This is a genomic window from Aeromonas sp. FDAARGOS 1417 (assembly GCF_019046985.1).
GTDB lineage: Bacteria > Pseudomonadota > Gammaproteobacteria > Enterobacterales > Aeromonadaceae > Aeromonas > Aeromonas veronii.
Window position 1 is genome coordinate 4,283,070 of sequence record NZ_CP077221.1, and the last position, 21,752, is coordinate 4,304,821.

23 protein-coding genes and 1 riboswitch are annotated in these 21,752 nt (G+C 60.3%); of the genes, 16 read left to right on the forward strand and 7 right to left on the reverse strand.

Annotated features, from left to right (window positions below):
* The first annotated feature begins 22 nt into the window (after positions 1-22).
* The 10 genes from I6L47_RS19965 to I6L47_RS20010 all read left to right on the forward strand — a co-directional run bounded on the left by I6L47_RS19965 (position 23) and on the right by I6L47_RS20010 (position 8,204).
* The gene (locus tag I6L47_RS19965; RefSeq protein WP_216948181.1) at positions 23-433 is read left to right on the forward strand and encodes a VOC family protein; all 411 of its coding nucleotides are present in this window, start codon (positions 23-25) and stop codon (positions 431-433) included.
* Between the two features lie 101 nt (positions 434-534).
* Positions 535-1,224, forward strand: coding sequence for a phosphate regulon transcriptional regulator PhoB (gene phoB, locus I6L47_RS19970; protein WP_005338414.1), 690 nt, complete (start codon positions 535-537; stop codon positions 1,222-1,224).
* 8 nt (positions 1,225-1,232) lie between these two features.
* Entirely contained in the window at positions 1,233-2,528 is a 1,296-nt protein-coding gene (phoR, locus tag I6L47_RS19975; RefSeq protein WP_021229135.1) for a phosphate regulon sensor histidine kinase PhoR, read from the forward strand.
* Between the two features lie 178 nt (positions 2,529-2,706).
* Complete coding sequence (locus I6L47_RS19980; protein WP_005338411.1) at positions 2,707-3,681, forward strand: PstS family phosphate ABC transporter substrate-binding protein; 975 nt, start codon at positions 2,707-2,709, stop codon at positions 3,679-3,681.
* Positions 3,682-3,862: 181 nt separating this feature from the next.
* Complete coding sequence (locus I6L47_RS19985; RefSeq protein WP_005358873.1) at positions 3,863-4,669, forward strand: M48 family metallopeptidase; 807 nt, start codon at positions 3,863-3,865, stop codon at positions 4,667-4,669.
* Positions 4,657-5,163, forward strand: coding sequence for a GNAT family N-acetyltransferase (locus I6L47_RS19990; protein ID WP_005338408.1), 507 nt, complete (start codon positions 4,657-4,659; stop codon positions 5,161-5,163). Before I6L47_RS19985 ends, I6L47_RS19990 begins: the two co-directional genes overlap by 13 nt.
* A 106-nt stretch (positions 5,164-5,269) precedes the next feature.
* A complete protein-coding gene (locus tag I6L47_RS19995) occupies positions 5,270-6,172 on the forward strand; it encodes an ROK family protein (RefSeq protein ID WP_213390069.1) in 903 nt (300 codons plus the stop codon).
* Positions 6,173-6,213: 41 nt separating this feature from the next.
* The gene (locus I6L47_RS20000) at positions 6,214-6,939 is read left to right on the forward strand and encodes a copper homeostasis protein CutC (protein WP_216948182.1); all 726 of its coding nucleotides are present in this window, start codon (positions 6,214-6,216) and stop codon (positions 6,937-6,939) included.
* Positions 6,940-7,089: 150 nt separating this feature from the next.
* Positions 7,090-7,701: an FKBP-type peptidyl-prolyl cis-trans isomerase gene (locus I6L47_RS20005; RefSeq protein ID WP_005338405.1), complete on the forward strand. Its 612-nt coding sequence runs from the start codon at positions 7,090-7,092 to the stop codon at positions 7,699-7,701.
* A 188-nt stretch (positions 7,702-7,889) separates the two neighbouring features.
* Positions 7,890-8,204 (forward strand): DUF2845 domain-containing protein, encoded by a 315-nt coding sequence (locus I6L47_RS20010; protein ID WP_005338404.1) that lies wholly within the window; start codon positions 7,890-7,892, stop codon positions 8,202-8,204.
* A 52-nt stretch (positions 8,205-8,256) separates the two neighbouring features.
* Here the strand turns inward: I6L47_RS20010 and I6L47_RS20015 are convergent, their stop codons facing one another.
* A complete protein-coding gene (locus I6L47_RS20015) occupies positions 8,257-8,475 on the reverse strand; it encodes a DUF1107 family protein (protein ID WP_005338403.1) in 219 nt (72 codons plus the stop codon).
* A 203-nt stretch (positions 8,476-8,678) separates the two neighbouring features.
* Here I6L47_RS20015 and yfcD point away from each other — a divergent pair, with 203 nt between their 5' ends.
* Positions 8,679-9,161: an NUDIX hydrolase YfcD gene (gene yfcD, locus I6L47_RS20020; protein ID WP_216948183.1), complete on the forward strand. Its 483-nt coding sequence runs from the start codon at positions 8,679-8,681 to the stop codon at positions 9,159-9,161.
* An 83-nt stretch (positions 9,162-9,244) separates the two neighbouring features.
* Here the strand turns inward: yfcD and I6L47_RS20025 are convergent, their stop codons facing one another.
* A complete protein-coding gene (locus I6L47_RS20025) occupies positions 9,245-10,171 on the reverse strand; it encodes a phenylacetate--CoA ligase family protein (protein WP_139399529.1) in 927 nt (308 codons plus the stop codon).
* Positions 10,172-10,326: 155 nt separating this feature from the next.
* Here I6L47_RS20025 and I6L47_RS20030 point away from each other — a divergent pair, with 155 nt between their 5' ends.
* Entirely contained in the window at positions 10,327-10,800 is a 474-nt protein-coding gene (locus tag I6L47_RS20030) for a peroxiredoxin (RefSeq protein WP_216948184.1), read from the forward strand.
* A 126-nt stretch (positions 10,801-10,926) separates the two neighbouring features.
* Positions 10,927-11,895: a calcium/sodium antiporter gene (locus I6L47_RS20035; protein ID WP_005343920.1), complete on the forward strand. Its 969-nt coding sequence runs from the start codon at positions 10,927-10,929 to the stop codon at positions 11,893-11,895.
* An 88-nt stretch (positions 11,896-11,983) separates the two neighbouring features.
* Here the strand turns inward: I6L47_RS20035 and I6L47_RS20040 are convergent, their stop codons facing one another.
* Positions 11,984-13,135, reverse strand: coding sequence for a type III PLP-dependent enzyme (locus I6L47_RS20040; protein WP_216948185.1), 1,152 nt, complete (start codon positions 13,133-13,135; stop codon positions 11,984-11,986).
* A 507-nt stretch (positions 13,136-13,642) separates the two neighbouring features.
* A riboswitch (glycine riboswitch) is annotated at positions 13,643-13,758 on the forward strand.
* 107 nt (positions 13,759-13,865) lie between these two features.
* Here I6L47_RS20040 and I6L47_RS20045 point away from each other — a divergent pair.
* Positions 13,866-15,242 (forward strand): sodium:alanine symporter family protein, encoded by a 1,377-nt coding sequence (locus tag I6L47_RS20045; RefSeq protein WP_005338391.1) that lies wholly within the window; start codon positions 13,866-13,868, stop codon positions 15,240-15,242.
* 114 nt (positions 15,243-15,356) lie between these two features.
* Here I6L47_RS20045 and I6L47_RS20050 read toward each other — a convergent pair whose 3' ends face one another.
* Positions 15,357-16,073 carry a protein ligase gene (locus I6L47_RS20050; protein ID WP_216948186.1) on the reverse strand — a complete coding sequence of 239 codons (717 nt, stop codon included), beginning with the start codon at positions 16,071-16,073 and terminating at the stop codon, positions 15,357-15,359.
* Between the two features lie 100 nt (positions 16,074-16,173).
* Positions 16,174-17,571, reverse strand: coding sequence for a nucleobase:cation symporter-2 family protein (locus I6L47_RS20055; protein ID WP_058056701.1), 1,398 nt, complete (start codon positions 17,569-17,571; stop codon positions 16,174-16,176).
* A gap of 246 nt (positions 17,572-17,817) precedes the next feature.
* Here I6L47_RS20055 and I6L47_RS20060 point away from each other — a divergent pair, with 246 nt between their 5' ends.
* On the forward strand, positions 17,818-18,939 hold the full coding sequence (locus I6L47_RS20060) for a GGDEF domain-containing protein (protein WP_216948187.1): 1,122 nt from the start codon (positions 17,818-17,820) through the stop codon (positions 18,937-18,939).
* Positions 18,940-18,972: 33 nt separating this feature from the next.
* Here I6L47_RS20060 and I6L47_RS20065 read toward each other — a convergent pair whose 3' ends face one another.
* Together I6L47_RS20065 and I6L47_RS20070 are read right to left on the reverse strand one after the other, a co-directional pair.
* Positions 18,973-19,221, reverse strand: a complete 249-nt coding sequence (locus I6L47_RS20065; RefSeq protein WP_005338382.1) for a YciN family protein — start codon at positions 19,219-19,221, stop codon at positions 18,973-18,975.
* 123 nt (positions 19,222-19,344) lie between these two features.
* Positions 19,345-20,724 carry an MATE family efflux transporter gene (locus I6L47_RS20070; protein ID WP_216948188.1) on the reverse strand — a complete coding sequence of 460 codons (1,380 nt, stop codon included), beginning with the start codon at positions 20,722-20,724 and terminating at the stop codon, positions 19,345-19,347.
* 120 nt (positions 20,725-20,844) lie between these two features.
* Here I6L47_RS20070 and I6L47_RS20075 point away from each other — a divergent pair, with 120 nt between their 5' ends.
* Complete coding sequence (locus I6L47_RS20075) at positions 20,845-21,702, forward strand: AraC family transcriptional regulator (RefSeq protein ID WP_040066718.1); 858 nt, start codon at positions 20,845-20,847, stop codon at positions 21,700-21,702.
* Positions 21,703-21,752 lie beyond the last annotated feature (50 nt).

A 21,752-nucleotide genomic window follows, 5' to 3' on the forward strand; every position in this document is an offset into this window, starting at 1 on the left:
CTTTCAACATGAGCAAGCAGTTATGACACAACACATAGGGGCGCTGACCCTGCTGGTGGCTGATTACGATCGGGCCATTCGCTTTTTTACCGAGGGACTTGGCTTTGTGCTCCTGGAAGACACCCGGCTCGACGAGCCGGGCAAACCGGGCAAGCGCTGGGTGCGGGTTGCCCCCAAAGGCGCCTCCGGTTCTGCACTGCTGCTGGCACAAGCGGCCAATGCGCAGCAGCAGGCCGCCATCGGCCAGCAGGACGGTGGCCGGGTATTTCTGTTTCTCGAGACCACTGATTTCTGGGGGGATTACCAGCGCATGCAGGCGTACGGTGTTCATTTTTGTGAACAGCCTCGCGATGAACCATATGGCACTGTGGTGGTGTTTGAGGATATCAGCGGCAACCGGTGGGACTTGTTGCAACGTACTGCTGCCAACTGAATCTGAAAACGTTTATCATCCCGCCTGTCATAAAGTCATAAAAGTGTCACAGAAAATTCTAATAATTGGCGCACCCATCTTCACAGAGGAGAGAGAAGGGAATGGCTAAGCGAATTCTGGTGGTCGAGGACGAAGCACCGATCCGCGAAATGCTCTGCTTCGTGTTGGAGCAGAAGGGATATGAGACGATTGAAGCGGAAGATTACGCCGATGGACTGGCGAAGGTGCGCGAACCCTACCCCGAACTCATCGTGCTCGACTGGATGATGCCGGGCGGCAGTGGCATCCAGTTTATCAAGCAGCTCAAGCAGGATGAGGTGACGCGCCAGATCCCGGTGGTGATGCTCACCGCTCGCGGTGAAGAGGAGGACAAGGTGCGTGGTCTGGAGGCCGGAGCCGACGACTACATCACCAAGCCGTTCTCGCCCAAGGAGCTGACCGCTCGCCTCCATGCGGTGATGCGCCGCGTGTCGCCCACCTCGGTGGATGAGGTGATCGAGGTACAGGGGCTGAAACTCGATCCTGTCTCCCACCGGGTCAGTGCCGAAGAGAAGGCGCTCGACATGGGGCCGACCGAATTCAAGCTGCTTCACTTCTTCATGACTCACCCCGAGCGGGTCTACAGCCGTGAACAGCTGCTCAACAATGTCTGGGGTACCAATGTGTACGTCGAGGACAGAACCGTGGATGTGCATATTCGTCGCCTGCGCAAGGCGATTGAAGAGACAGGGCACGACAGATTGATCCAGACGGTGCGTGGAGCCGGATACCGCTTCTCAACCCGTCTCTAGAGGCAGTTATGTTGCAACCTTACGCCTGGCGGCGACAGTTGTGGCGAATGGCGTTTTTTTACGCCCCTTTCGCATTGGTTGGCTGGTTGATTGATCATCTTGCCCTCTGCCTGTTGGTGGCGGCCGTGTTGCATCTGGGCTGGCACTATCGCTTCCAGAAGCGGCTCTCTGACTGGCTGTGGCACGACCGCAGCCTGGTGCCCCCCAGCGGCAATGGCAGCTGGGAGTACATCTTTAACGGTATCTACAAGCTGCAGCAGCGTCACCGCGCCCGTCGCCGCGAGCTGGCGGGGCTGATCCGCCGCTTCCGGGAGGGGGCCGAGGCGCTGCCCGATGCCGCTGTGGTATTTCGCACCGATGGCAGCATCCTCTGGTGCAACCGGCTGGCGGAGCAACTGCTCGGTTTTCGCTGGCCGGAGGATGCCGGCCAGCACATCGGTAACCTCATTCGCAATCCGGCCTTTAACGCCTATCTGGGCAAGGGGGCATATGACGAGCCCCTCGAGATGCACTCCCCGGTCAACGAGGAGAAGTTTCTCGAGTTTCGCATCATGCCCTACGCCTCGGATCAGGCGATGCTGGTGGTACGGGATGTCACCCGCTTGCGCAGTCTCGAGAAGACCCGCAAGCACTTCGTCTCCAACGTCTCTCACGAGCTGCGCACCCCGCTGACCGTGCTCAAAGGCTATCTGGAGATGACCGAGGAGCCGCCCCCGCCCGCCATGTGGGCCAAGGCGCATCGGGTGATGATGGAGCAGACTATCCGGATGGATAATCTGGTCAATCAGCTGCTCACCCTCTCCCGTATCGAGGCGGCCCCGACCGTGGATCTCTCCCACCTGGTGGACATGCCTGCCATGCTGGGGCTGCTGGAGCAGGAGGCGCGGGCGCTCTCGGGCGAACGGGCCCACCAGATCGAATTTGTGGTGCAGCCGAATCTGTTGGTGCGCGGGGATCAGGAGCAGCTGCGCAGTGCTGTCTCCAACCTGGTCTATAACGCCATCCACTACACCCCGGCGGGGCGAAAAATTACCGTGGAGTGGCGCAAGCAGGGGGCGATGGCGCTGTTTGCCGTGAGCGATGAAGGGGAGGGGATTGCTCCCGAGCATCTGGCGCGGCTGACCGAGCGGTTCTATCGGGTCGACAAGGCACGCTCGCGCCACACCGGTGGCTCAGGCTTGGGCCTTGCCATCGTCAAGCATGCCCTCAGTCATCACGACTGCCAGCTCGATATCGAGAGCCGGGTCGGCCTTGGCAGCCGCTTCAGCTTTCTTATCCCGAGCCGCATGGTGGTGATTAAATAGTCTTTTATGGCAATGAGTTAGCTGCAAAAAGAGGGCCTTTGAACGGGCCCTCTTTTCATTTGTTCAAATCTGCCGCCATGTCATTAAAGTGTCACATTAAATCCATAAATTTGTCACTGCCAGGTCAGATACTGGCGCCGTCTTAAGAACGGACCTTCTGTAACTTTGGAGAGATTGGATGAAACTCAACAAACTGGCTGGTGTAATCGGATTCACCGCAGCAACCCTGTTTTCTGTCAGCGCCCTGGCTGCCGGTGTGGATAAAGACCTGCCGGATTACACACCGACCAGCGGCATTTCGGGCAACCTGTCCTCTGTCGGCTCTGACACCCTGGCCAACATGATGACCTTGTGGGCCGAAGAATTTAAGCGTTTGTACCCCAACGTCAACGTGCAGATCCAGGCCGCCGGTTCTTCTACCGCGCCGACTGCCCTGACCGAAGGTGTTGCCCAGTTCGGTCCGATGAGCCGTGCCATGAAGGCCGGTGAAGAGGAAGCATTCGAGAAGCGTTACGGCTACAAGCCAACTGCCATCCGCGTTGCAGTCGATGCCCTGGCGGTGTTCGTCAACAAGGACAACCCCATCAAGGGGCTGACCATGCCGCAGATAGACGCCATCTTCTCCAGCACCCTGAAGTGCGGCGAAGCCAAGGCTGCCACCAAGTGGTCTGATCTGGGTCTGGACGGCAACTGGTCCAGCAAGGATCTGCAACTGTTCGGTCGCAACTCCGTATCCGGTACCTACGGTTACTTCAAGGAGCACGCCCTGTGTAACGGCGACTTCAAGAGCGGCGTGAACGAGCAGCCGGGTTCTGCCTCCGTGGTGCAGTCTGTCTCTGCCTCCCTGAACGGCATCGGCTACTCCGGTATCGGTTATGTCACCTCCGGCGTGCGTGCAGTACCGCTCTCCAAAGATGGCAAGACCTTCATCGAAGCGACCTCCGATAACGCCATCACCGGCAAGTATCCGCTGTCACGCTTCCTGTACGTTTACGTGAACAAGCATCCGAACAAGCCGCTCTCCCCGATGGAGCAAGAGTTCGTCAAGATGATGCTCTCCAAAGCAGGCCAGAACATCGTTGCCAAAGATGGCTACGTGCCGGTGCCGGCCAAGGTGGTACAGGCTGACCTGAAAAAGCTGGGTATCATGTAACTGGCTGCAGTCAGCATGCCCTGATAAAACGAGCCCCAAGCGGGCTCGTTTTGTTTTTGGCGACTGTCAGTTTTGTTAATAGCGCTGGATGGATATTTTTCCGCCAGCCGGGGGCTGGCTCCCTTGCTTAGCAGGGCGGCATTTCCGAGAATAGGGCAACGTTATGGCAAAGGATCCCTTCATGATTGCGTCCCTCACCAAGTTTGGCCTGGTAGCCCTCTGTAGTTCCCTGCTGGTCGCCTGCGCCCAGTCGCCGACTGGCCGCAGCCAGATGCTGCTCTACTCTCCCCAGCAGATGAACCAGCTGGGCGCCGACTCCTTCGAGCAAATGAAGAAGCAGGAGAAGGTGAGCAAGGATGCCAAACTCAACGCCTATGTCTCCTGTGTCGCCAAGGCGGTGACCGCCCAGGTGCCGGCCAGCTATGGCATCACCAACTGGGAAGTGGTGGTGTTTGACTCCAAACAGGTCAACGCCTTCGCCCTGCCCGGCGGCAAGATCGGGGTCTACAGCGGCCTGCTCAAGGTGGCCAAGAATCAGGATCAGCTGGCGACCGTCATCGGCCACGAGCTGACTCACGTATTGGCCCAACACTCCAACGAACGACTCTCGCGCAGCCAGCTGGCGGGGATCGGTCTGGCGGCTGCGGACATTGCCATGGGCACCAGCGAGTATCGCGGCGCCACCATGGCCGCCCTTGGCCTCGGGGTCGAGGTGGGGGTGATGTTGCCCTATGGCCGTACTCAGGAGAGCGAAGCGGATCGGCTGGGGCTTGAGCTGATGGCGCGCGCCGGGTTCAATCCGGCCGAGGCAATCCCCCTGTGGCAAAACATGAGTGCCGCCGCCGGTGGCAACACGCCGCCGCAACTGCTCTCCACCCACCCGAGCAACGAGAACCGGATCGCCGAGTTGCAGGCGCAACAGGCGCAAGTGCTGCCGCTCTATGAGCAGGCCCGCGCCAATGGTCTGGTGCCCCAATGCAAGGCATAAGCCTGCGCATGGCGCGCAGCGATGATGCCGCCGCCATGACGGTGATGCAGCGAGCCAGCTGGCTCGCTGCCTATGGCCAGGTGCTCGGTGCTGACCTGCTGGAGCAGCTGGACGTCACCGCCCATCTGCAGATCTGGCAGAGCCGTCTGGCCGAGCCGGGCCCAAGGCCCATGCTGCTTTGTCTCGATGAGGTGGTGATTGGCCTGCTCTACTGGCAACCACAACAGGAAGCGGGGCAGAGCCATGCCCTGATCCGCGCTTTTTACCTCCATCCCGACCACTGGCGACAAGGCTATGGCAAACGGTTGTGGCAGGCGGTGGCGATGCAGATGCGCCGCGCCGGTTGTCATAGCGTCAAATTGTGGCTGCTCGATGGCAACCACATCGGCGAGGGGTTCTACCTGCGCCGCGGCTTCGTCTTTGATGGTGAGGAGCGCACCCTGATAAGCCTCGGGCAGCCCTGCCTGCAGCGACAAATGAGCCGTTTGCTCTGATCACTCTCCCGTTTTTCGCCTTCGGTCACTTTATTTTTTTTGCGAATTAATACAATGTCCCCCTAGACAGAGTTGGATAAACACGGGCTGACAAGGGAGTGCTGGCATGTATTACGGCTTTGATATCGGTGGCACCAAGATCGCCTTTGCGGTCTATGACGGTGCATTGAACCTCTGCCACGAGGAGCGCATGAGCACCCCGGGCAACGATTACGAGGGGTTGCAGCAGTTGATCCGCTCCCAGGTCGAGCAGGCGGATGCCCGCTTCGGCGCACGGGGCTCGGTCGGCATCGGTTTCCCCGGTGTCATCAACAGCCAGGATCACAGCATTGTGGCGGCCAATCTGCCCTCCATCAATGGTCGCCATCTGGGCGCCGATCTGGCCGAACTGCTGGAGCGGCCGGTCAAGGTGGATAACGACGCCAACTGCTTCCTCTGGTCCGAAGTGCATCAGGGTGCCGCCGACGGCGCTGGCAGTGCGCTTGGTGTCACCATCGGTACCGGCATCGGCGGCGCTGTTTATCTGGCGGGCAAGCTTATTCAGGGGCGCAACTGGCTGGCTGGCGAGATTGGTCACTACCCCTTGCCCGCGACCATGCTGATGAAGTACCCCGAGTTGCCCCGTCCCCGTTGCGGCTGCGGCCGTCTGGTCTGTTTTGAAACCTATGCCTCCGGCACCGGTCTGGAGCGTCTCTATCACCATTTCCATGGCCAGCGCGCCACGGGTCACCAGATTGTGGGACGCTTCGAGGCCCATGAACCCCATGCGGTCGAGACGGTCGACTGCTGGCTGGAGATCATGGCCGCCGGGCTTGCCACCGCCATTTCGGTGATTGATCCCGAAGTGGTGGTGTTGGGGGGCGGCCTGAGCGGCCTGCCCGCCCTCTATGAACAGCTGCCGCTGCGTCTGCCCGGTCACTTGCTGCCCGGGGTCGCCCTGCCCGAGATCCGTCAGGCCCGCTTCGGCGGCGCCGGCGGTGTACGCGGCGCAGCCTTGCTCAATCTATGAGATCAGATGTGGGGTCTGATCTCCCCGAAAAAGGAGTCCTCATGACCCGTCTTGAAATCTGTATCGACAACCTGGAATCCCTCTTCACCGCCCAGCAATCCGGGGCGGATCGCATCGAGCTCTGCTCTGCGCTGGGTCTGGGTGGCCTGACCCCCTCCTACGGTTTTATGCAGCTGGCATCCCGCCACGCCACAGTGCCGGTTTATGCCATGATCCGCCCGCGCGCCGGGGATTTTTGTTTCAACGACGGCGAGTTCGAGATGATGCTGCAAGATATCGCGGCGGCCCGCGCTGCGGGGCTGCAAGGGGTGGTGGTCGGTTTGCTGGATGAGGAGGGGCGGGTGCCTGCCGCCAAGCTCAAACAGCTGGTGGATGCAGCAGGCCCGTTGGGGGTCACCTTTCATCGCGCCATCGACCTCTCCTCTGACTGGCGTCTCGATCTGGAGACCATAGTCGCTGCCGGTTGCGAGCGCATTTTAAGCTCGGGCCATGCGCCGACCGCGTTGGCGGGGCTGGAAACCCTGCAGGAGATGCAACAAGCGCTGGCGGGACGTGCCAGCCTGATGCCGGGGGCCGGGGTCAATGCCGACAACGTGCGTACCATCATCGAGTTCACCGGGGTGAGCGAAGTGCATATGTCCGGCATGGGCTGGCGCGGCGGCATGGTGCCCCATGGCGTCAATATGGGCACCTCGGATGATGGCCGGGTCAATATCACCGATGGTTCGAAGGTGGCCGCGGTCAGAGCCTTGCTGGATCGCGGTTAAGCAGATCGCCGCCGTTGGGCGGCGTTCATCCGCATCTTGTGTGAAGTTCCTCCCACTGACGGGGAAATCAGGGGCGCCCCCGGCAGCACCCCGGCCAAAAGTCTGATATTATCCCGCCTCTTTACTACATGGATCTGGAGCAACATCTCAATGTCCCAATACGACTCTATCGAACAGAAGGCCAGCTATGGCATCGGCCGCAACATGGGTGATCAGCTGGCGCAGCAAGCCTTCGCCGGTCTGGATATCCCGGCCCTGCAACAAGGTCTGGCAGATGCCCTGAATGGTCTGGAGTTCGCGGTCAGCCGTGACGATATCAATGATGCCTTCCAGGTGATCACTGCGCGTATGCAAGAAGAGCAGGAAGCCGCCGCCAAGGCCGCCGCTGCTGACGGCGAAGCCTTCCTGGCTGATAACGCCAAGCGCGCTGAAGTGAAGGTGACCGACTCCGGTCTGCAGTACGAAGTGCTGGTAGAAGGCAACGGTGCCGTTCCGGTAGCCGGTCAGTCCGTGCGTGTGCACTACCACGGTACCTTCACCCACGGTGGCGTATTCGACAGCTCCGTCGCTCGCGGCCAGCCGGCTGAATTCCCGGTGACCGGCGTGATTGCTGGCTGGGTTGAAGCGCTGCAGCTGATGCCGGTTGGTTCCAAGTGGAAGCTCTACATCCCCCACGATCTGGCCTACGGTGCCCGTGGCGCGGGCTCCATCCCGCCTTACTCTGCACTGGTATTTGAAGTCGAGCTGCTGGACATCCTGTGATCCTGCTGGCTTGATGCAAACGGCGACCCTCGGGTCGCCGTTTGTTTTTGGGTTATGTGATAGACAGCATTTGTCGCGACCAGCGGGCTGGAAAGGAGAAAAGGGCGGCTCTTTTGCGCTTTTTACTGGTTTTTTCAGAAACGGGAACAGGCATACTGCGACTCATTAGAGAGGATAAGGAAAACCCGATGAGCAAGAAGATGAAGAAAGTAGCGGGGCTTGCTCTGTTGCTGCTGAGCATTCCGGCCAGTGCTGATGCCATGCGCTGCAAGAACGCCCTGATCACCGAGGGAGACACCACCGCCGAGATGCTGCTCAAGTGCGGTGAGCCGATGTTGCGCGAAGAGCTCAATCGCAACGAGGAGAACCAGTTTGGCAACATGGTGCAGGTCAAATATGGTGAACGCTGGACCTACAACTTCGGCAAGAACGAGTTCATGCGCTTTGTGACGGTGCGCAACGGCATCATTACCGATATCGAAAACGGCCCGCGCGGCCAGTAGCCGGCGGGCAAAGCATGGATGCACAACAGACAGTAGGGCAAGACCCTTTGACTCACATGTCCGGCAAGGGGTCGCGGTGACCAAGTTGTCTGACAGCCAGATTGATCTGGCGAGCCAGTCTTAGCCGCTGGCGGCAGGTCAGGCCATGGAGGCTGATCCTGCCCGCGTTGAATTCAAATGTCCCCAGCGACTCGATGGCAAAATAGCCTCGATGAAAGCTCTTGATGTAGCGAGCGATCTGCCGTGGGGATAACTGCTTGAATACCTTCATCACACGGTTCCCTGATTGCCTGGACAGGGCACACTATGGTGTCGGTCGATGACACTGATATGACGGTTTATCAAGATTTGCATGAATCCTTATTTTGCCAGTGAGTTCGGCAAATTGACGGCATCATCGAAAAAGTTGTGCCATGGCAAACCACCGCACCGATATACTGCGGGCTTGAATGGAACAAATAAAAGGGCCTGTGCGTGGAATGGGTTGATGTGGTGGACGAGGATAACCGGGTGATTGGCGTGGCCGAGCGAGCCAAGGTGCGGCGAGAGAATCTCTGCCATCGTGCCAGCTATATTCTGGTGCTCGACGACGCGGATCGGATCCTGGTGCAGCGACGCACCCTCAGCAAGGATTTCTGCCCCGGCATGCTGGATGCTTGCGCCGGTGGCGTGGTCACCACCGGTGAGGAGATGGAGCGCTCCGCCCGGCGCGAGCTGGCCGAAGAGCTGGGGATTATGGATGTTCCACTGCAGGGCTTTGGCAGCTTTTATGCGGAAGGGGAGGGCTATCGGGTCTGGGGTGGCCTCTTCAGTTGCCGTTATCAGGGGCCGCTGCAGTTGCAGGCCGAAGAGGTGAGCGCGGTGCACTGGATGAGCCTGGCCGAGATTGCCGAGCGCGCCAGCGAATTTACCCCCGACTCCCTGCTTGCCATTGCCATCTGGCAGGCAAGGCGCTGACCAACTTCATATATTCTCTTCTCCAGAGACAAGACGGGCAGCCTGATGGCTGCCCGTCTGCCTTTGTGCATTTAGTTGGTCTGCTACACCAGCTTGAGGCGTCGGTTGGTGCGCCCGCAAGCGCTCGGCTTGGCGAGCCAGTGCCCTTGCCAGTCGGTGGCGAGGCGCAGCAATGGATACTCCAGATCGAGTCGGGTTACCACCAGCTGGCCGGTCTCGTCGCCGCTCACGGGATTGCCGCTGGCGGGATCGATGATCTCGACGATGCAGCTCTCATTGACGATAAAGCCCTGACCGGGCTGACTCTCGTAGGCCACCACCCCTACATCCTGCCACACCAGACAGTTGAGGGCCGCAATGCCGTGAATGGCGCGCAGTGGTGCCGTTTCGGGATGGGTTGCTTCGCACAATAGGGCGTGGCGCAGCGAGTCGCTCGGGATCTCTGCTGCCTCGGCCGCTTCCAGCAGGTCGAGCAGGGTCACCAGCGGGCCGACATAACCGGTGGGTTGATAGCGCAGCAGTGCCTCCAGCTGGCGCTGGGTATCGTGGGGGCCGCAGGGCACCACGGGGGCGCCCAGCTGGCGGGCGCCGTTATCGAAAATAAAGGCGGTGGGGCCAGCATGATAGTCGTGGCCGTTGAGCATCACTTCCCCCGCCTTGAAGCCGGCGGCAAACAGCGCCCGGGCGGCGCCCCACCAGTCTGCCCCGGCATATTCGGGGATGGCCAGCTGGCCCGGACAGGAGAATACCCGCAGCGCCTGACTGGCCGGACGGCCGGTGAGACCGGCAAAGGGGGGATGAGCTTGCTGAGCGGCAAAGAGCTCTTTGCTGTCGAGCAGTGGCAGGGTGGCCAGCTCTGCCAGATCCTCGAGGCGGCACTGGCGATAGGCGCTGGAGTAACCGGCGCAATATTGACTGACATGGGTAAGCTGATGATTGAGCTGGTCCAGTTGCTGCTGTTCGCGCATGGCGGGGGGACGAATTTCCAGACCATCGTAATAGTGTTGCATGGGGCCTCCTGGCGCCGTGAAACCAGCTCAAGAGTAGTCTGCCCAAGGGGAAAATGCCTGCCGCTATCCATGGTCAGGATCAGAGCCGCTGTTAGGCGGCATCGTCACTCTGGGATAAACTGGCGACTTCCCATCACGACTCAGGACGAGAAATCATGATTGCTGTAGGACACCCCCTGCCTGCGGGCGAATTTACCTTTATCACCGCCGAGGGCAAGCAGCTGCGGGATAGCCAGACGCTGTTCGCCGGTAAAAAAGTGGTGCTGTTTGCGGTACCCGGCGCCTTTACTCCCACCTGCTCCAATGCTCATCTGCCCGGTTATGTGGTGCTGGCCGAGCAGTTTATGGCCAAAGGGGTGGATGCCATCTGTTGCCTCTCGGTCAACGATGCTTTCGTGATGCGGGCCTGGCAGACGGCCCAGAATGCCGAGGCGATCACCATGCTGGCGGATGGCGATGGCAGCTGGACCCGGGCGCTGGGCCTGGCCAAGGATACCGGCGCCTTTGGCGGCATCCGCGCCCAGCGCTTTGCGTTGATCGCCAACGATGGTGTTGTAGAGCAGCTGTTTTTGGAGGCGCCGGGCAAGTTTGAGGTCTCCGATGCCGCGAGCCTGCTGGCTGCACTGTGAAATGTTAATCACGGTTTGATTTCCCCTTGAAATGGGAGGTGGCACAGCTACACTGGCGCCACTTTCCCATGGTGCCTGCCCGTTTGGGCTGGCGCTTCGTTGCAGATAACAAGAGATGAAGATCCTATGACCCTGGCTTTTGTTGCCCTGATTGCCGGACTGGCGCTGCTGGTCTGGAGTGCAGACAAGTTTGTCGATGGCGCTGCCGCCACCGCCCGTTATGCGGGGATGCCGCCGCTGCTGATCGGCATGGTGATCATCGGTTTCGGCACTTCGGCCCCCGAGATGGTGGTCTCGGCACTGGCGGCGTCCCAGGGCAATCCCGGGTTGGCGCTCGGCAACGCCTATGGCTCCAACATCACCAATATCGCGCTGATCCTGGGTCTGACGGCACTGATCAGTCCTATCGCGGTGGCCTCTCAGGTTGTGCGCAAGGAGATCCCGATCCTGCTCGGCATTACCCTGCTCTCCGGCGCCCTGCTGATCGATGGTCATCTGGGGCGGATGGATGCGGTCATTCTGGGGGCCGTCTTCGTTGCCCTGATGGGCTGGTCCATCTGGGCTGGCATGAATGGCAAGGGAGATGCGCTGGATACCGAGACCGCCGAGGATATCGAGAGCGAGGGGATGTCCCTCAAGAGTGCCATCTTCTGGCTGGTGGTCGGGCTGGTGCTGCTGATCGGTGCTTCCCGTCTGCTGGTCTGGGGGGCGGTGACCATCGCTCAGGCGCTCGGTATCAGCGATCTGGTGATTGGTCTCACCATAGTCGCGGTGGGAACCTCCCTGCCGGAGCTGGCCTCGTCGCTGATCGCCATTCGCAAGAACGAGCATGATCTGGCCCTTGGCAACGTGCTCGGCTCCAACCTGTTCAACACCCTGGCGGTGGTGGGGATCGCGGCGGGCATCCACCCGCTCGATGTGGCGCCGGAGGTGCTCACCCGTGACTGGAGCATCATGATGGGGTTGACCCTGCTGCTGCTGGTGATGTGTCTGGGCCGCAAGGGACAAGGCCGTATCAACCGGTTGGAGGGAGGCGTGCTGCTCACCTGCTTCGTCGCCTACACCGGCTGGCTGCTGACCAGTCAGTTTATCTGATAGGGGTTGGTGAAATAAGAGAGGGGGAAGCTCAAGCTTCCCCCTCTTGTTTTTGCCCAGTGAACCTGTTGGCGAGCGAGCGGTGTGCTCAGGCTACTGCCACCAGCTTCTGCCCCTTCTGGCTGCTGTCCAGAATGAGGATGCTGGCCTTGGGGAAGAAGTTGAAGGTGGAGGCGGAGGCCCAGGTGTAGGCGCCCATCACCTTGCCAACCACCAACTCGCCGATAGCCAGATCCGGCAGCATGATGCCATCGCGGATCACATCCACGCTGTCGCAGGTGGGGCCGGAGAGCACCGAGTTGTGCTGCTCGCCACAGGCATAAGGCGTGCTCACCGGATAGGTAACATGGTCATAGAGCTGGCCGTTGTAGCTGCCGTAGAGACCGTCATCCAGGTAGTACCAGATCTTGTCGCCGCGGTGGGCCTTGCCCATCACGCTGGATACCGAAGTCATGGCCGGCGCGCTGATAAAGCGGCCCGGTTCGGCAATCTTCTGCACGGTAGCGGGCAACTTGGCCAGCGCTTCGCGGATCGGCGCGCAGAAGCCGTCGATATCGAACTCGCCCCCCTCATAATCCACCGGGAAGCCGCCGCCGATATCCAGCACCCAGGGCTTGAGCCCGAGCGCCCAGGCCTGCTCCATGATCTCGCGGCAGGCGTCGATGGCCTGCACATGGCGACGGGCATGAGGCACTTGCGAGCCGACGTGGAACGACAGTCCCATCACCTTGATCCCCTTGGCGTGGGCCAGTTGCAGCAGCGGCAGCGCCTGCTCCGGAGTGCAGCCGAACTTCTTGGAGAGATCGACCTTGGTCTCGGGGTTCGGGAAGCTGACCCGCAGCAGCAGTTTCACTTCGTCCTTGTAGGGAATGAACTTTTCCAGCTCCAGCGGGTTATCATAGACAAACACGGTGCAGCCGAACTCCAGCGCGTAACGGATATCGCTGTCGCGCTTGATGGGATGGGTATGAATGCAACGTCCCGGGCGAACCCCCTGACTGCGCACCAGATCTACTTCGCCATTGGTGGCCAGATCGAAACAGGCCCCCTCTTCCTTCAAGACAGAGACCACCGCCTCATGGGGCAGGGGTTTGAGTGCATAGTGCAATCGTACATCGGGCAGGGCGGCGGCCAGGGCCCGATACTGTTTGCGGACGGCTGCCTTGTCGAGCAGCAGCAGGGGGGAGCCGAATTGTTCAACCAGCTGACGGTAATCTTGTGCTACCAGGGTCTCGTTCATTCTCTTTTGGTCATCCTTAGGGGGCGTGATATGCCCAAGCCATATGCGATTGAACCGGCGACGGCCGGGTCAGGCGAGCGGTCCGGTGGGACCAACCGAACACAGTGCATAAATTGATGGCAAAGTGCTTGGTTATGCAGCGGATTATCGGCTTATTGATTCTGTGTGCAAGCATTTTGATTGGATATGTCGGCAAGATTTTCTTGGCGAAACGAGAGGGATCACTGTTCTCTATCCGCCATTTTTCCCGTTTGGGCCACATTTGATCCGTGAGCGCCTAACTTGTTGATAGTTAACTAACATTTAACATTCTTGCTGCGGTTCTGGCGGTCACTAAAAAAATATAAATGGGGGCGGCCAAGTGCGAGACAGCTCACATTTTTTGGATTAACATGCCGACTTCCTAATCCAAACTAGTTCGGATGAAGGTAGCAGGAGAGTGATGGGCAACCATCCACCGAAGAAGTGAATCTTTCAGGTACCGGGCAACCGGTGTGGACTGCTACTGGACGATACTCTGGAGAGACCCGTTAAATCGGGCGCCGAAGGAGCAAGGCACCATGACTACCCGCAAGGGCAGGCTGGCGCCGGAAACTCTCAGGCAAAAGGACAGAGGGGATGGGATGGTTGTACCTGGGCTTGGCCCGCATCCGATCGCCTCTGGCCGATCGCGACACCTATGGGAAGATCATCCTTCTCCTCCTTAATTTCTGTTTCTTAAGGAGGATGCATGTCATCAATTCAATCGGCGTTAACCGCCATCGATAGCTTTATCTGGGGGCCGCCCCTGCTGATCCTGCTGGTCGGGACCGGTATCTATCTCACCCTGCGTCTGGGTCTGCTTCAGGTGGTGCGCTTGCCGCTCGCTCTGCGGCTGGTCTTTGGCCGCGATCAGGGGCAGGGCAAGCAGGGAGATGTCTCCAGCTTCGGCGCCTTGTGCACCGCTCTCTCTGCCACCATTGGCACCGGTAACATCGTCGGGGTGGCTACCGCCATCAAGCTCGGCGGCCCCGGTGCCCTGTTCTGGATGTGGATGGCGGCACTGTTCGGCATGGCTACCAAGTATGCCGAGTGCCTGCTGGCGGTCAAATACCGCGAGCAGGATGCCAACGGCCAGATGGCGGGTGGCCCCATGTACTATCTGGAGAAGGGGCTCGGCTCCAAGCCGCTGGCCAAGCTGTTTGCCCTGTTCGGCATCGGCGTGGCTTTCTTCGGGATCGGTACCTTCCCGCAGGTCAATGCCATCTCCGACGCCATGAGCCTCTCCTTCTCGGTGCCCCGTGAAGCGACCGCCGTGGTGCTGACCCTGATCGTGGCGCTGGTGACTCTGGGGGGGATCAAGTCGATATCCAGCGTATCGAGCAAGGTGGTGCCCTTCATGGCCATCTTCTACATCGTCGCCTGTCTGGGCGTGTTGGTGAACAACGCCAGCGCCCTGCCCGATGCCGTCATGCTGGTTATCGAGAGTGCCTTCACCGGCCATGCGGCGACCGGCGGCTTCGTCGGTGCCAGCATCATGCTGGCCATTCAGTCCGGGGTGGCGCGCGGGGTCTTTTCCAACGAGTCAGGTCTGGGCTCTGCACCCATCGCGGCGGCGGCAGCCAAGACCGATTCGTGTGTGGAGCAGGGGCTGGTCTCCATGACAGGTACCTTCATCGACACCATCATCATCTGCACCATGACCGGCCTGACTCTGGTGGTCACTGGGGTGTGGAGCGGCGATGCAAGCGGCGCCGCCATGACCAGTCTGGCCTTTGCCCAGGGGCTGGATGCCCATGTCGGCCAGTATCTGGTGAGCATTGGCCTGCTGTTCTTCGCCTTTACCACCATCCTTGGCTGGAACTACTACGGCGAGCGCTGCACCGAGTACCTGTTCGGGGTGAAGGCAATCAAGCCCTATCGTCTGGTCTATCTGGCGCTGGTTGCGAGCGGTGCTTTCCTCCATCTGGACATGATTTGGCTGCTGGCCGATATCGTTAACGGCCTGATGGCGGTGCCCAACCTCATCGGCCTGATTGGCCTGCGCCATGTGGTGATCGCCGAGACCCGCGCCTACTTTAGCCGGGATCTGGATAGCGAAGCTGAACCGGAGCCGCAGACGGCCTGAGCGCCTCGGCCCGTTTCACGCTCCCCTTGAAAAGAACAAGCCACGACTCCGGTCGTGGCTTTTTTGTGCGCTGTGTCTATGGATGGGTACTTTCCCTCTCCCTTCGGGATAAGGTCAGGATGAGGGGGATATCCCCTCGCTCAACAGGCTATCCAGACGTGCTCGCACTTTCTCTACCAGTGCCTGATCGCTACCGTGCCAATCGATGCAGCTTGCCAGCGTGGTGGAGGTTCCCGTCATAAAGCGCAGCTCGCCGCCCGCCAGCTCGTAGAAGCGGCTCGCCATCCTGGTTCCCTCATCCACATCACCCGCCACCAGCAGCATGGCTTGTGCCAGCACGGCGCCCTGGTGATCCTGCCCCGGCGCCAGCCAGCGCTGGGCGGTACCGGTGATCTTGCGTCCCCCGATCACCAGATTGTACTGACCATCGCAAAAGGAGCCGGGCACGAAGTCATAGCTTCCCTCCAGGCCGTACTCCGCCAACAGGGTCAGCAGTGGCGCCCCCAGCAGCCGGTAGTAGTGGGCGAGATCTGTGGTGGTGCGGGGCAGCAGCAGGGATAGGTTGAGGATCCCCGCCCCGTGGGGCACGGCGGTGCCGCCGCTGTCGCGCACATGCACTGGCCAGCCTTCAGCTGCAAGTTGCTGGCAGGCGGCTTCGTAACGGGGGAGGCGGGTATCCTTGCGGGTGACAATCAGACATTGGGGCGCCTGCCACAGGTGAGCGCGGGGCTGGCCGTCATGGGCACAGTCGCGCAGCCAGCGCTGCTCTTGCGCCAGTATCTGTGCGGGTGAAGCGGTATCGGGAAGGGGGGAGAGCAGGCGATAGGGCATGGCGGCATCCTCAAAAAAGGCTGCTCAGCACACTACCCGTGGCGACTGGCAAGGTAAAGCCCCGCAAGTGCGGGGCTGTTTGCTATCGGTAGGCTGTGTTTCAGGAGTGGCGCGCTTCGCGCTTGGGCAGCAGCAGGTTGAGCACGATGGCGGTAATGCCACCGGTGGCGACGCCGTAGGAGAGCACGCTCTTGGCCAGCTCCGGCAGGTGTTGCAGCACTTCCGGCACCTGGGCGACTCCCAGCCCCATGGCCAGCGACACCGCAAGGATCATCAGGGCGCGGCGATCCAGCTCCTCGCGCGCAATGATGCGCACGCCAGCGGCGGCGATGGTGCCGAACATGACGATGGTGGCACCGCCCAGCACGGGCTCGGGGATCTGCTGTACCAGGCTGGCGACCGCCGGGAACAGGCCAAGCAGCGCCAGCATGGCGGCGATAAAGAGCCCGACATGGCGGCTGGCCACCCCGGTCAGCTGAATAACGCCGTTATTCTGGGCGAAGGTGGACATGGGGAAGGTGGAGAAAACCGCAGCCAGCATGGAGTTGGCACCATCAGCCAGCACGCCGCCTTTGATCCGCTCCATATAGACAGGCCCTTCCAGTGGCTCGCCGGAGATATCCGAGGTGGCGGTCATGTCGCCGATCGCTTCGAGCGCCGTCACCACGAAGATGATGGCGAGCGGCACGAACAGCTGCCAGTCAAAGCCGAGACCGTAGTGGAGCGGAATGGGCACCATCACCAGCGGGCCGTCGAAGGTGGGGGTGCTCACTTTGCCCAACAGCAGGGCCACGGCATAGCCCGCCAGCATGGCGATCATGATGGCGGAGAGGCGCAACCAGGGGTTGCGACTGCGTTGCAGCAACACGATAAGGCCGAGCACCAGCAGGGAGAGGAAGAGGTTGGTGTGACTGGCGAAGCTGCCATCAGAGAGGGCTGCATAGCCGCCGCCCATGCTGATCAGGCCCACTTTGATCAGGGTCAGGCCGATCAGCAGCACCACTATGCCGGTGACCAGCGGGGTGATGATCCGTTTCACCAGATGGAGGAAGCGGCTCATCACCACGATAGTGAGTGCGGCAACCATCATGGTGCCGAACAATGTGCCCAACAGATCCTCGGTGGGCATAGCGGCCTGTTTGAGGGCGAGACCGGAGGCGATGATGGGGCCGAGGAAGTTGAAGCTGGTGCCCTGTACCGAGAGCAGGCCGGAACCGATGGGGCCGAAGCGGCGGGTTTGAATGAAGGAGGCGATGCCGGACATGACCAGCGACATGGAGACGATATAACGGGTGTCGGCGGCAGGGAGGCCGAGGGCATTGGCGATAATCAGGGGCGGGGTAATGATGGCGACAAACATGGCGAGCATATGCTGCAGGGCGGCGAACAGCGTCTGGGGCAGAGGCGGGACATCCTCTATGCCATAGACCAGTTCGCTATGGGCTCGCCTGGGTGGATGTGCCTCTCGATTGGCGCGTGTGACAGCAGCCTGTTCCATAAGTACCTCGAATTGTGTGGGGAGGGGGAGAAAATTGGGCGCTATTGTAGTGATTGAAATGAGGCTGACCAGCGCTAATTATGCAAAAAAAGGTTTATTTTTTGATGGGTTGAAACGTTTGCGCGCTGCGATTATCATCTGTCGGTTTGTGTGACCGACCTCTCCTTTTTATTCTCCCCGCTAATGACAATTTTACCACTTTGTAGGTGTAGAATGAGCCCTCAGTATTCATCGTGGAGACTCTGGATGCTCAAGTTGTCAGAGTTCTGGAGTGCGAGGGTTCACTCCGAAGACTTTACTCATACTCGCATGGGCTTTATGACGGTGCGTTTGCGCCTGCTGACCTGCTTGCTGATGCTCGGATTGCCCGCCTGGGCCGTGGTGGATTGGTTGACCTTGCCCGCCGTTCATTTCGAGCAGCTGTTCCAGGCCAGGATCTTCTGCACCCTGGCGCTCTCGCCACTTATTCCGCTCTCGTACCTCATCCACTTCAAGCGGGAACGGATGAAGCTGGCCCTTGGCTACCTGATGGCCGTAATGATGCTCTTCTCCCTCTTTTGCCTGAACAGCTTTGGCGCCGGACAGGAGTTGCAGGCGGGCTATGCGGCCTTTCCCTATCTGCTGATCACCCTGTTTGCCATCTTCCCCATCCCCCTCTCCCTCGGCTTGCAACTGGCAGGTGTGGTGCTGGTGACCATGCTGCTGGGTCACTGGCTGCTGGTGGGTCAGAGCATCTGGAGTCAGGCCACCCTGAATCAGGTGTGGGTGCTCGGCATGTTTACCATGGCCAGTTGCTGGGTGCAGTGCGGTCAACTCAACATGCTGCTGCGGCTCTATCGGGAATCGACCACCGATGAGCTGACCGGCATGATGAACCGCCGCCTGCTGATGAAGCAGCTGGAGCAGGCCAGAATCCGGCTGCAACTCAAGAAGAAGCCCTTCGCGGTGATGCTGCTGGATCTCGATCGCTTCAAGCGGATCAACGATATCTACGGCCATCTGGCGGGGGATGCGGTGCTCAAGGAGGTGGCTACCACCTTGGGGGAGCAGCTGGAGCCTGACATGGTGCTGGGGCGTTATGGCGGCGAAGAGTTTGCCATCCTGATGCACAACTGCGCCGATCCGGCGCTGGCGAGTAAAATGGCCGAGCGGCTGCGCATTGCTGTCGAGGCGCGGCTTGTGAAGAGTCCCACCTCGGACGAATTGCTGGAAGTGACGGTGAGTATCGGGATTGCCATGGCTCGTTCCGATGACACCATCGATATTCTGATCAACCGTGCCGACGAGTGTCTCTATCAGGCCAAGATGGCGGGACGCAACTGCGTGGTGGTCGAGGGGCAAAACCGCGCAAAAACAGATGCCGCCTGAGGGCGGCATCCTGTTGGCAATGAGCTGGCGAGATCAGGCCAGCTTGTACTTGCCGGAGAGCTGCTGGGCCAGCAGCTTGAACATGTTGAAGACCGCCATGGTCTTGCCGGTCGGGGTGCCATCTTCGGCCAGGAAATACTCCCCCTTGAACACCAGAATATCCCCCTTCTGCTCCACCGAATCGGCGCGCATACCGTGGATGAAGTCTTCATGCTCTTTGATGATCTTGTTGGCCATCTCAAGCAGGGCCGTCTCGGTGATCAGCTCTTTCTGTGGTTGCATGCTCGTCTCCTTAAACGACTACTGGACAGGGAAACCGTGGATCCCTGCCTCTGATTGAAGAGGCGCCCAGCATACTGCAAACAGGGTTTTTCTGTCATTGATATGACCCCGATTTGTGGCTGTTTATCCGATCACCAGATTCTTCAACCAGCAGCGTTGGCGAATACGGCGCTGCACCAGCAACACCTTGCTGAGCTCCTCCAGCAAGACCACCGCCACCACCCAGGAGAGGGGCCAGCCGAGCAGTGTGACCGCCACCCAGGCGAGCGGGATGCCGATGCACCACATGCCGACGATGTCGATAAAGATGCTGTAGTTCACATCACCGCCAGAGCGCAGCACTCCGATGATCCCCACCATGTTGAACACCTTGAGCAGCATCCCGAGGCACATGATGCCGAGCACCTGTCCCGCTTCCGTCATCAGCTCGGGGGGCAGGTTGCCGACCCACTGCAGCAGGTTGGCTTGCAGCAGCCAGACGATGATCCCCACCAGTAGCGCGCCAATCGGTGCCAGCAGCAGGAACAGCTGGGAGTGCTGCCAGGCGACCTCGTACTCCTCGGCCCCGAGCCGGTGGCCGAGCAGGGTGGAGCAGGCCACCGCCAGTCCGAAGAAGAGGGAGATAAGGATGCTCTCCAGGGTGCCGAGGGTGGTCATGATGGCCAGCGAATCGGTGCCAAGATGGGCGTAGAGAAAGCCGTAAATCAGCATGCCGAAGGCCCAGAGGCCGTCATGGAACAGCAGCGGCAGGGCGATCAGGGTAAAGCGCACCACCTCCTTGCGCTTGAAGGCGGCCAGCCAGTCTGGTGCGCGCGGGATCAGGCGCGCCTCATAACGCTTTACGTAGAGCAGCAGCAGGGCTGTCTGCAGCAGCCGGGAAATGGTGGTGCCCCAGGCCGAACCGGCCACCCCCATTGCCTCGAAGCCGAAGTGACCGAAGATGAGGACGTAGTTGAGGATGACGTTGGCGATGATGGCGATAATGCCGATGCGGGTCGGCGCGGCGGCATTGCCGACCGAGCGCAGGGCTGACTCCAGCGGTACCACGATGGCGGTACAGAGGATGGTGGCGCCGGTGATCATCAAGAATTGATCCGCCAGTGCCCGCAGCGCCGGATCCTGACTGGCAAAACCGAGTACGCTGCCCGGTGATAACACATAGATGAAGGCAAAGGGCAGGGTGACCAGCAGGGCGCCCACTATGGCCAGCGCCAGGGAGCGGCGCACTCCGGCCATCTCCCCGCGCCCGAAGTATTGTGCTGCCAATACCGAGACCCCGCCCGCGAGGCCCGCTATCACCAGCAGATTGAAAAAGAAGACCCGGTTACCCAAGCCGACCGCCGCCACAGCCGTGGTGCCAAGCTGGCTCACCATCATGATATCGATGAGGCCGAGCAGGGAGAACATCATGGATTGCAGCGAGACAGGCAGAGCCAGCCGCCACAATCGGGTCATGAACTCGCGATCGGTGGTTTGTTTTAAAATCGCTTGCCAATAATTCATAGTTGTTAACCGGGTATGAGAAAAGCAAGGTTTGTCAGGGGTATGATAGGGGCTGACGAGGCTCTTCTTACTGTGAGTAGCTCTCGATTTTCTTGTGTAAAACTATCCTGTTGAGGTGTTATGCCATTTGCCAGCGAGTGTCTGGAGATAGCGCCAGCCTGTGAAGAGCAGATGTTGGGACGTGAAGGGCTGCCCCTGCTTGGCGAGGCTGGGATCTTCCTGACCGGCCTCTCCCGGGTGCGGGATCACTACCTGATCCGCCGCAATCGCCCCGAGTTTCACATTCTGATGGTGAGTCACGATGAGGGGGGGGCGCTGCTCACCGACGAGGGGGAGCAAGCCATTCCGGCCGGGTCACTGATTTTCCTGCCCGCCGCCGTGCCCGGTGGTCTCAAGCTGATTGGCGAAAGCTGGCAGATTAGCTGGATTTTGCTCGATGACGTGCCGCGCTGGCAGCATCTGCACCGCCTTGGTCACCGTATCTGGCAAGGGGATGGCGGCGATCAGCTCTACCATCTGCTCAGCCTGATGCAGGGGGAAGGGGTTCGCTCCCCGCTGCAACCCCAACTGCTCAGCCTGTTGCTGGCGCTGCTGGAGCGCACCCTGCAAGGGGAGGTACGCGGTACCCCTGAACTTAGATTGCAGGCACTGTTTCGCCGGGTGGAGGCGCGCCTGGACGAACCCTGGAGTGTCGCCCTGCTGGCCCGGCAGATGGCCTGCTCCGTTCCCCATCTGCATCGGCTTTGTCAGCAAGCGTTCGGTATGGGGCCGATGGCGAGGGTGACCGAGCTCAGAATGAACAAGGCGCGCCAGCTGCTGCTCTATACCAACTGGCCACTTGGCGAGCTGGCGGCCCGGGTCGGTTACAGCGATGGGGCCAACTTTGCCAACCGCTTTCGTCGTCTGACTGGTCAGACCCCTGGCGCCTTTCGTCGACTGGGTCGCAAACCTTTTGCAACGGATGTGCAAACTCTTTGAAATTAATGAGACAAGCCCCTAGGATCGGCGGGTCCCTGCGTCTAGCTAAC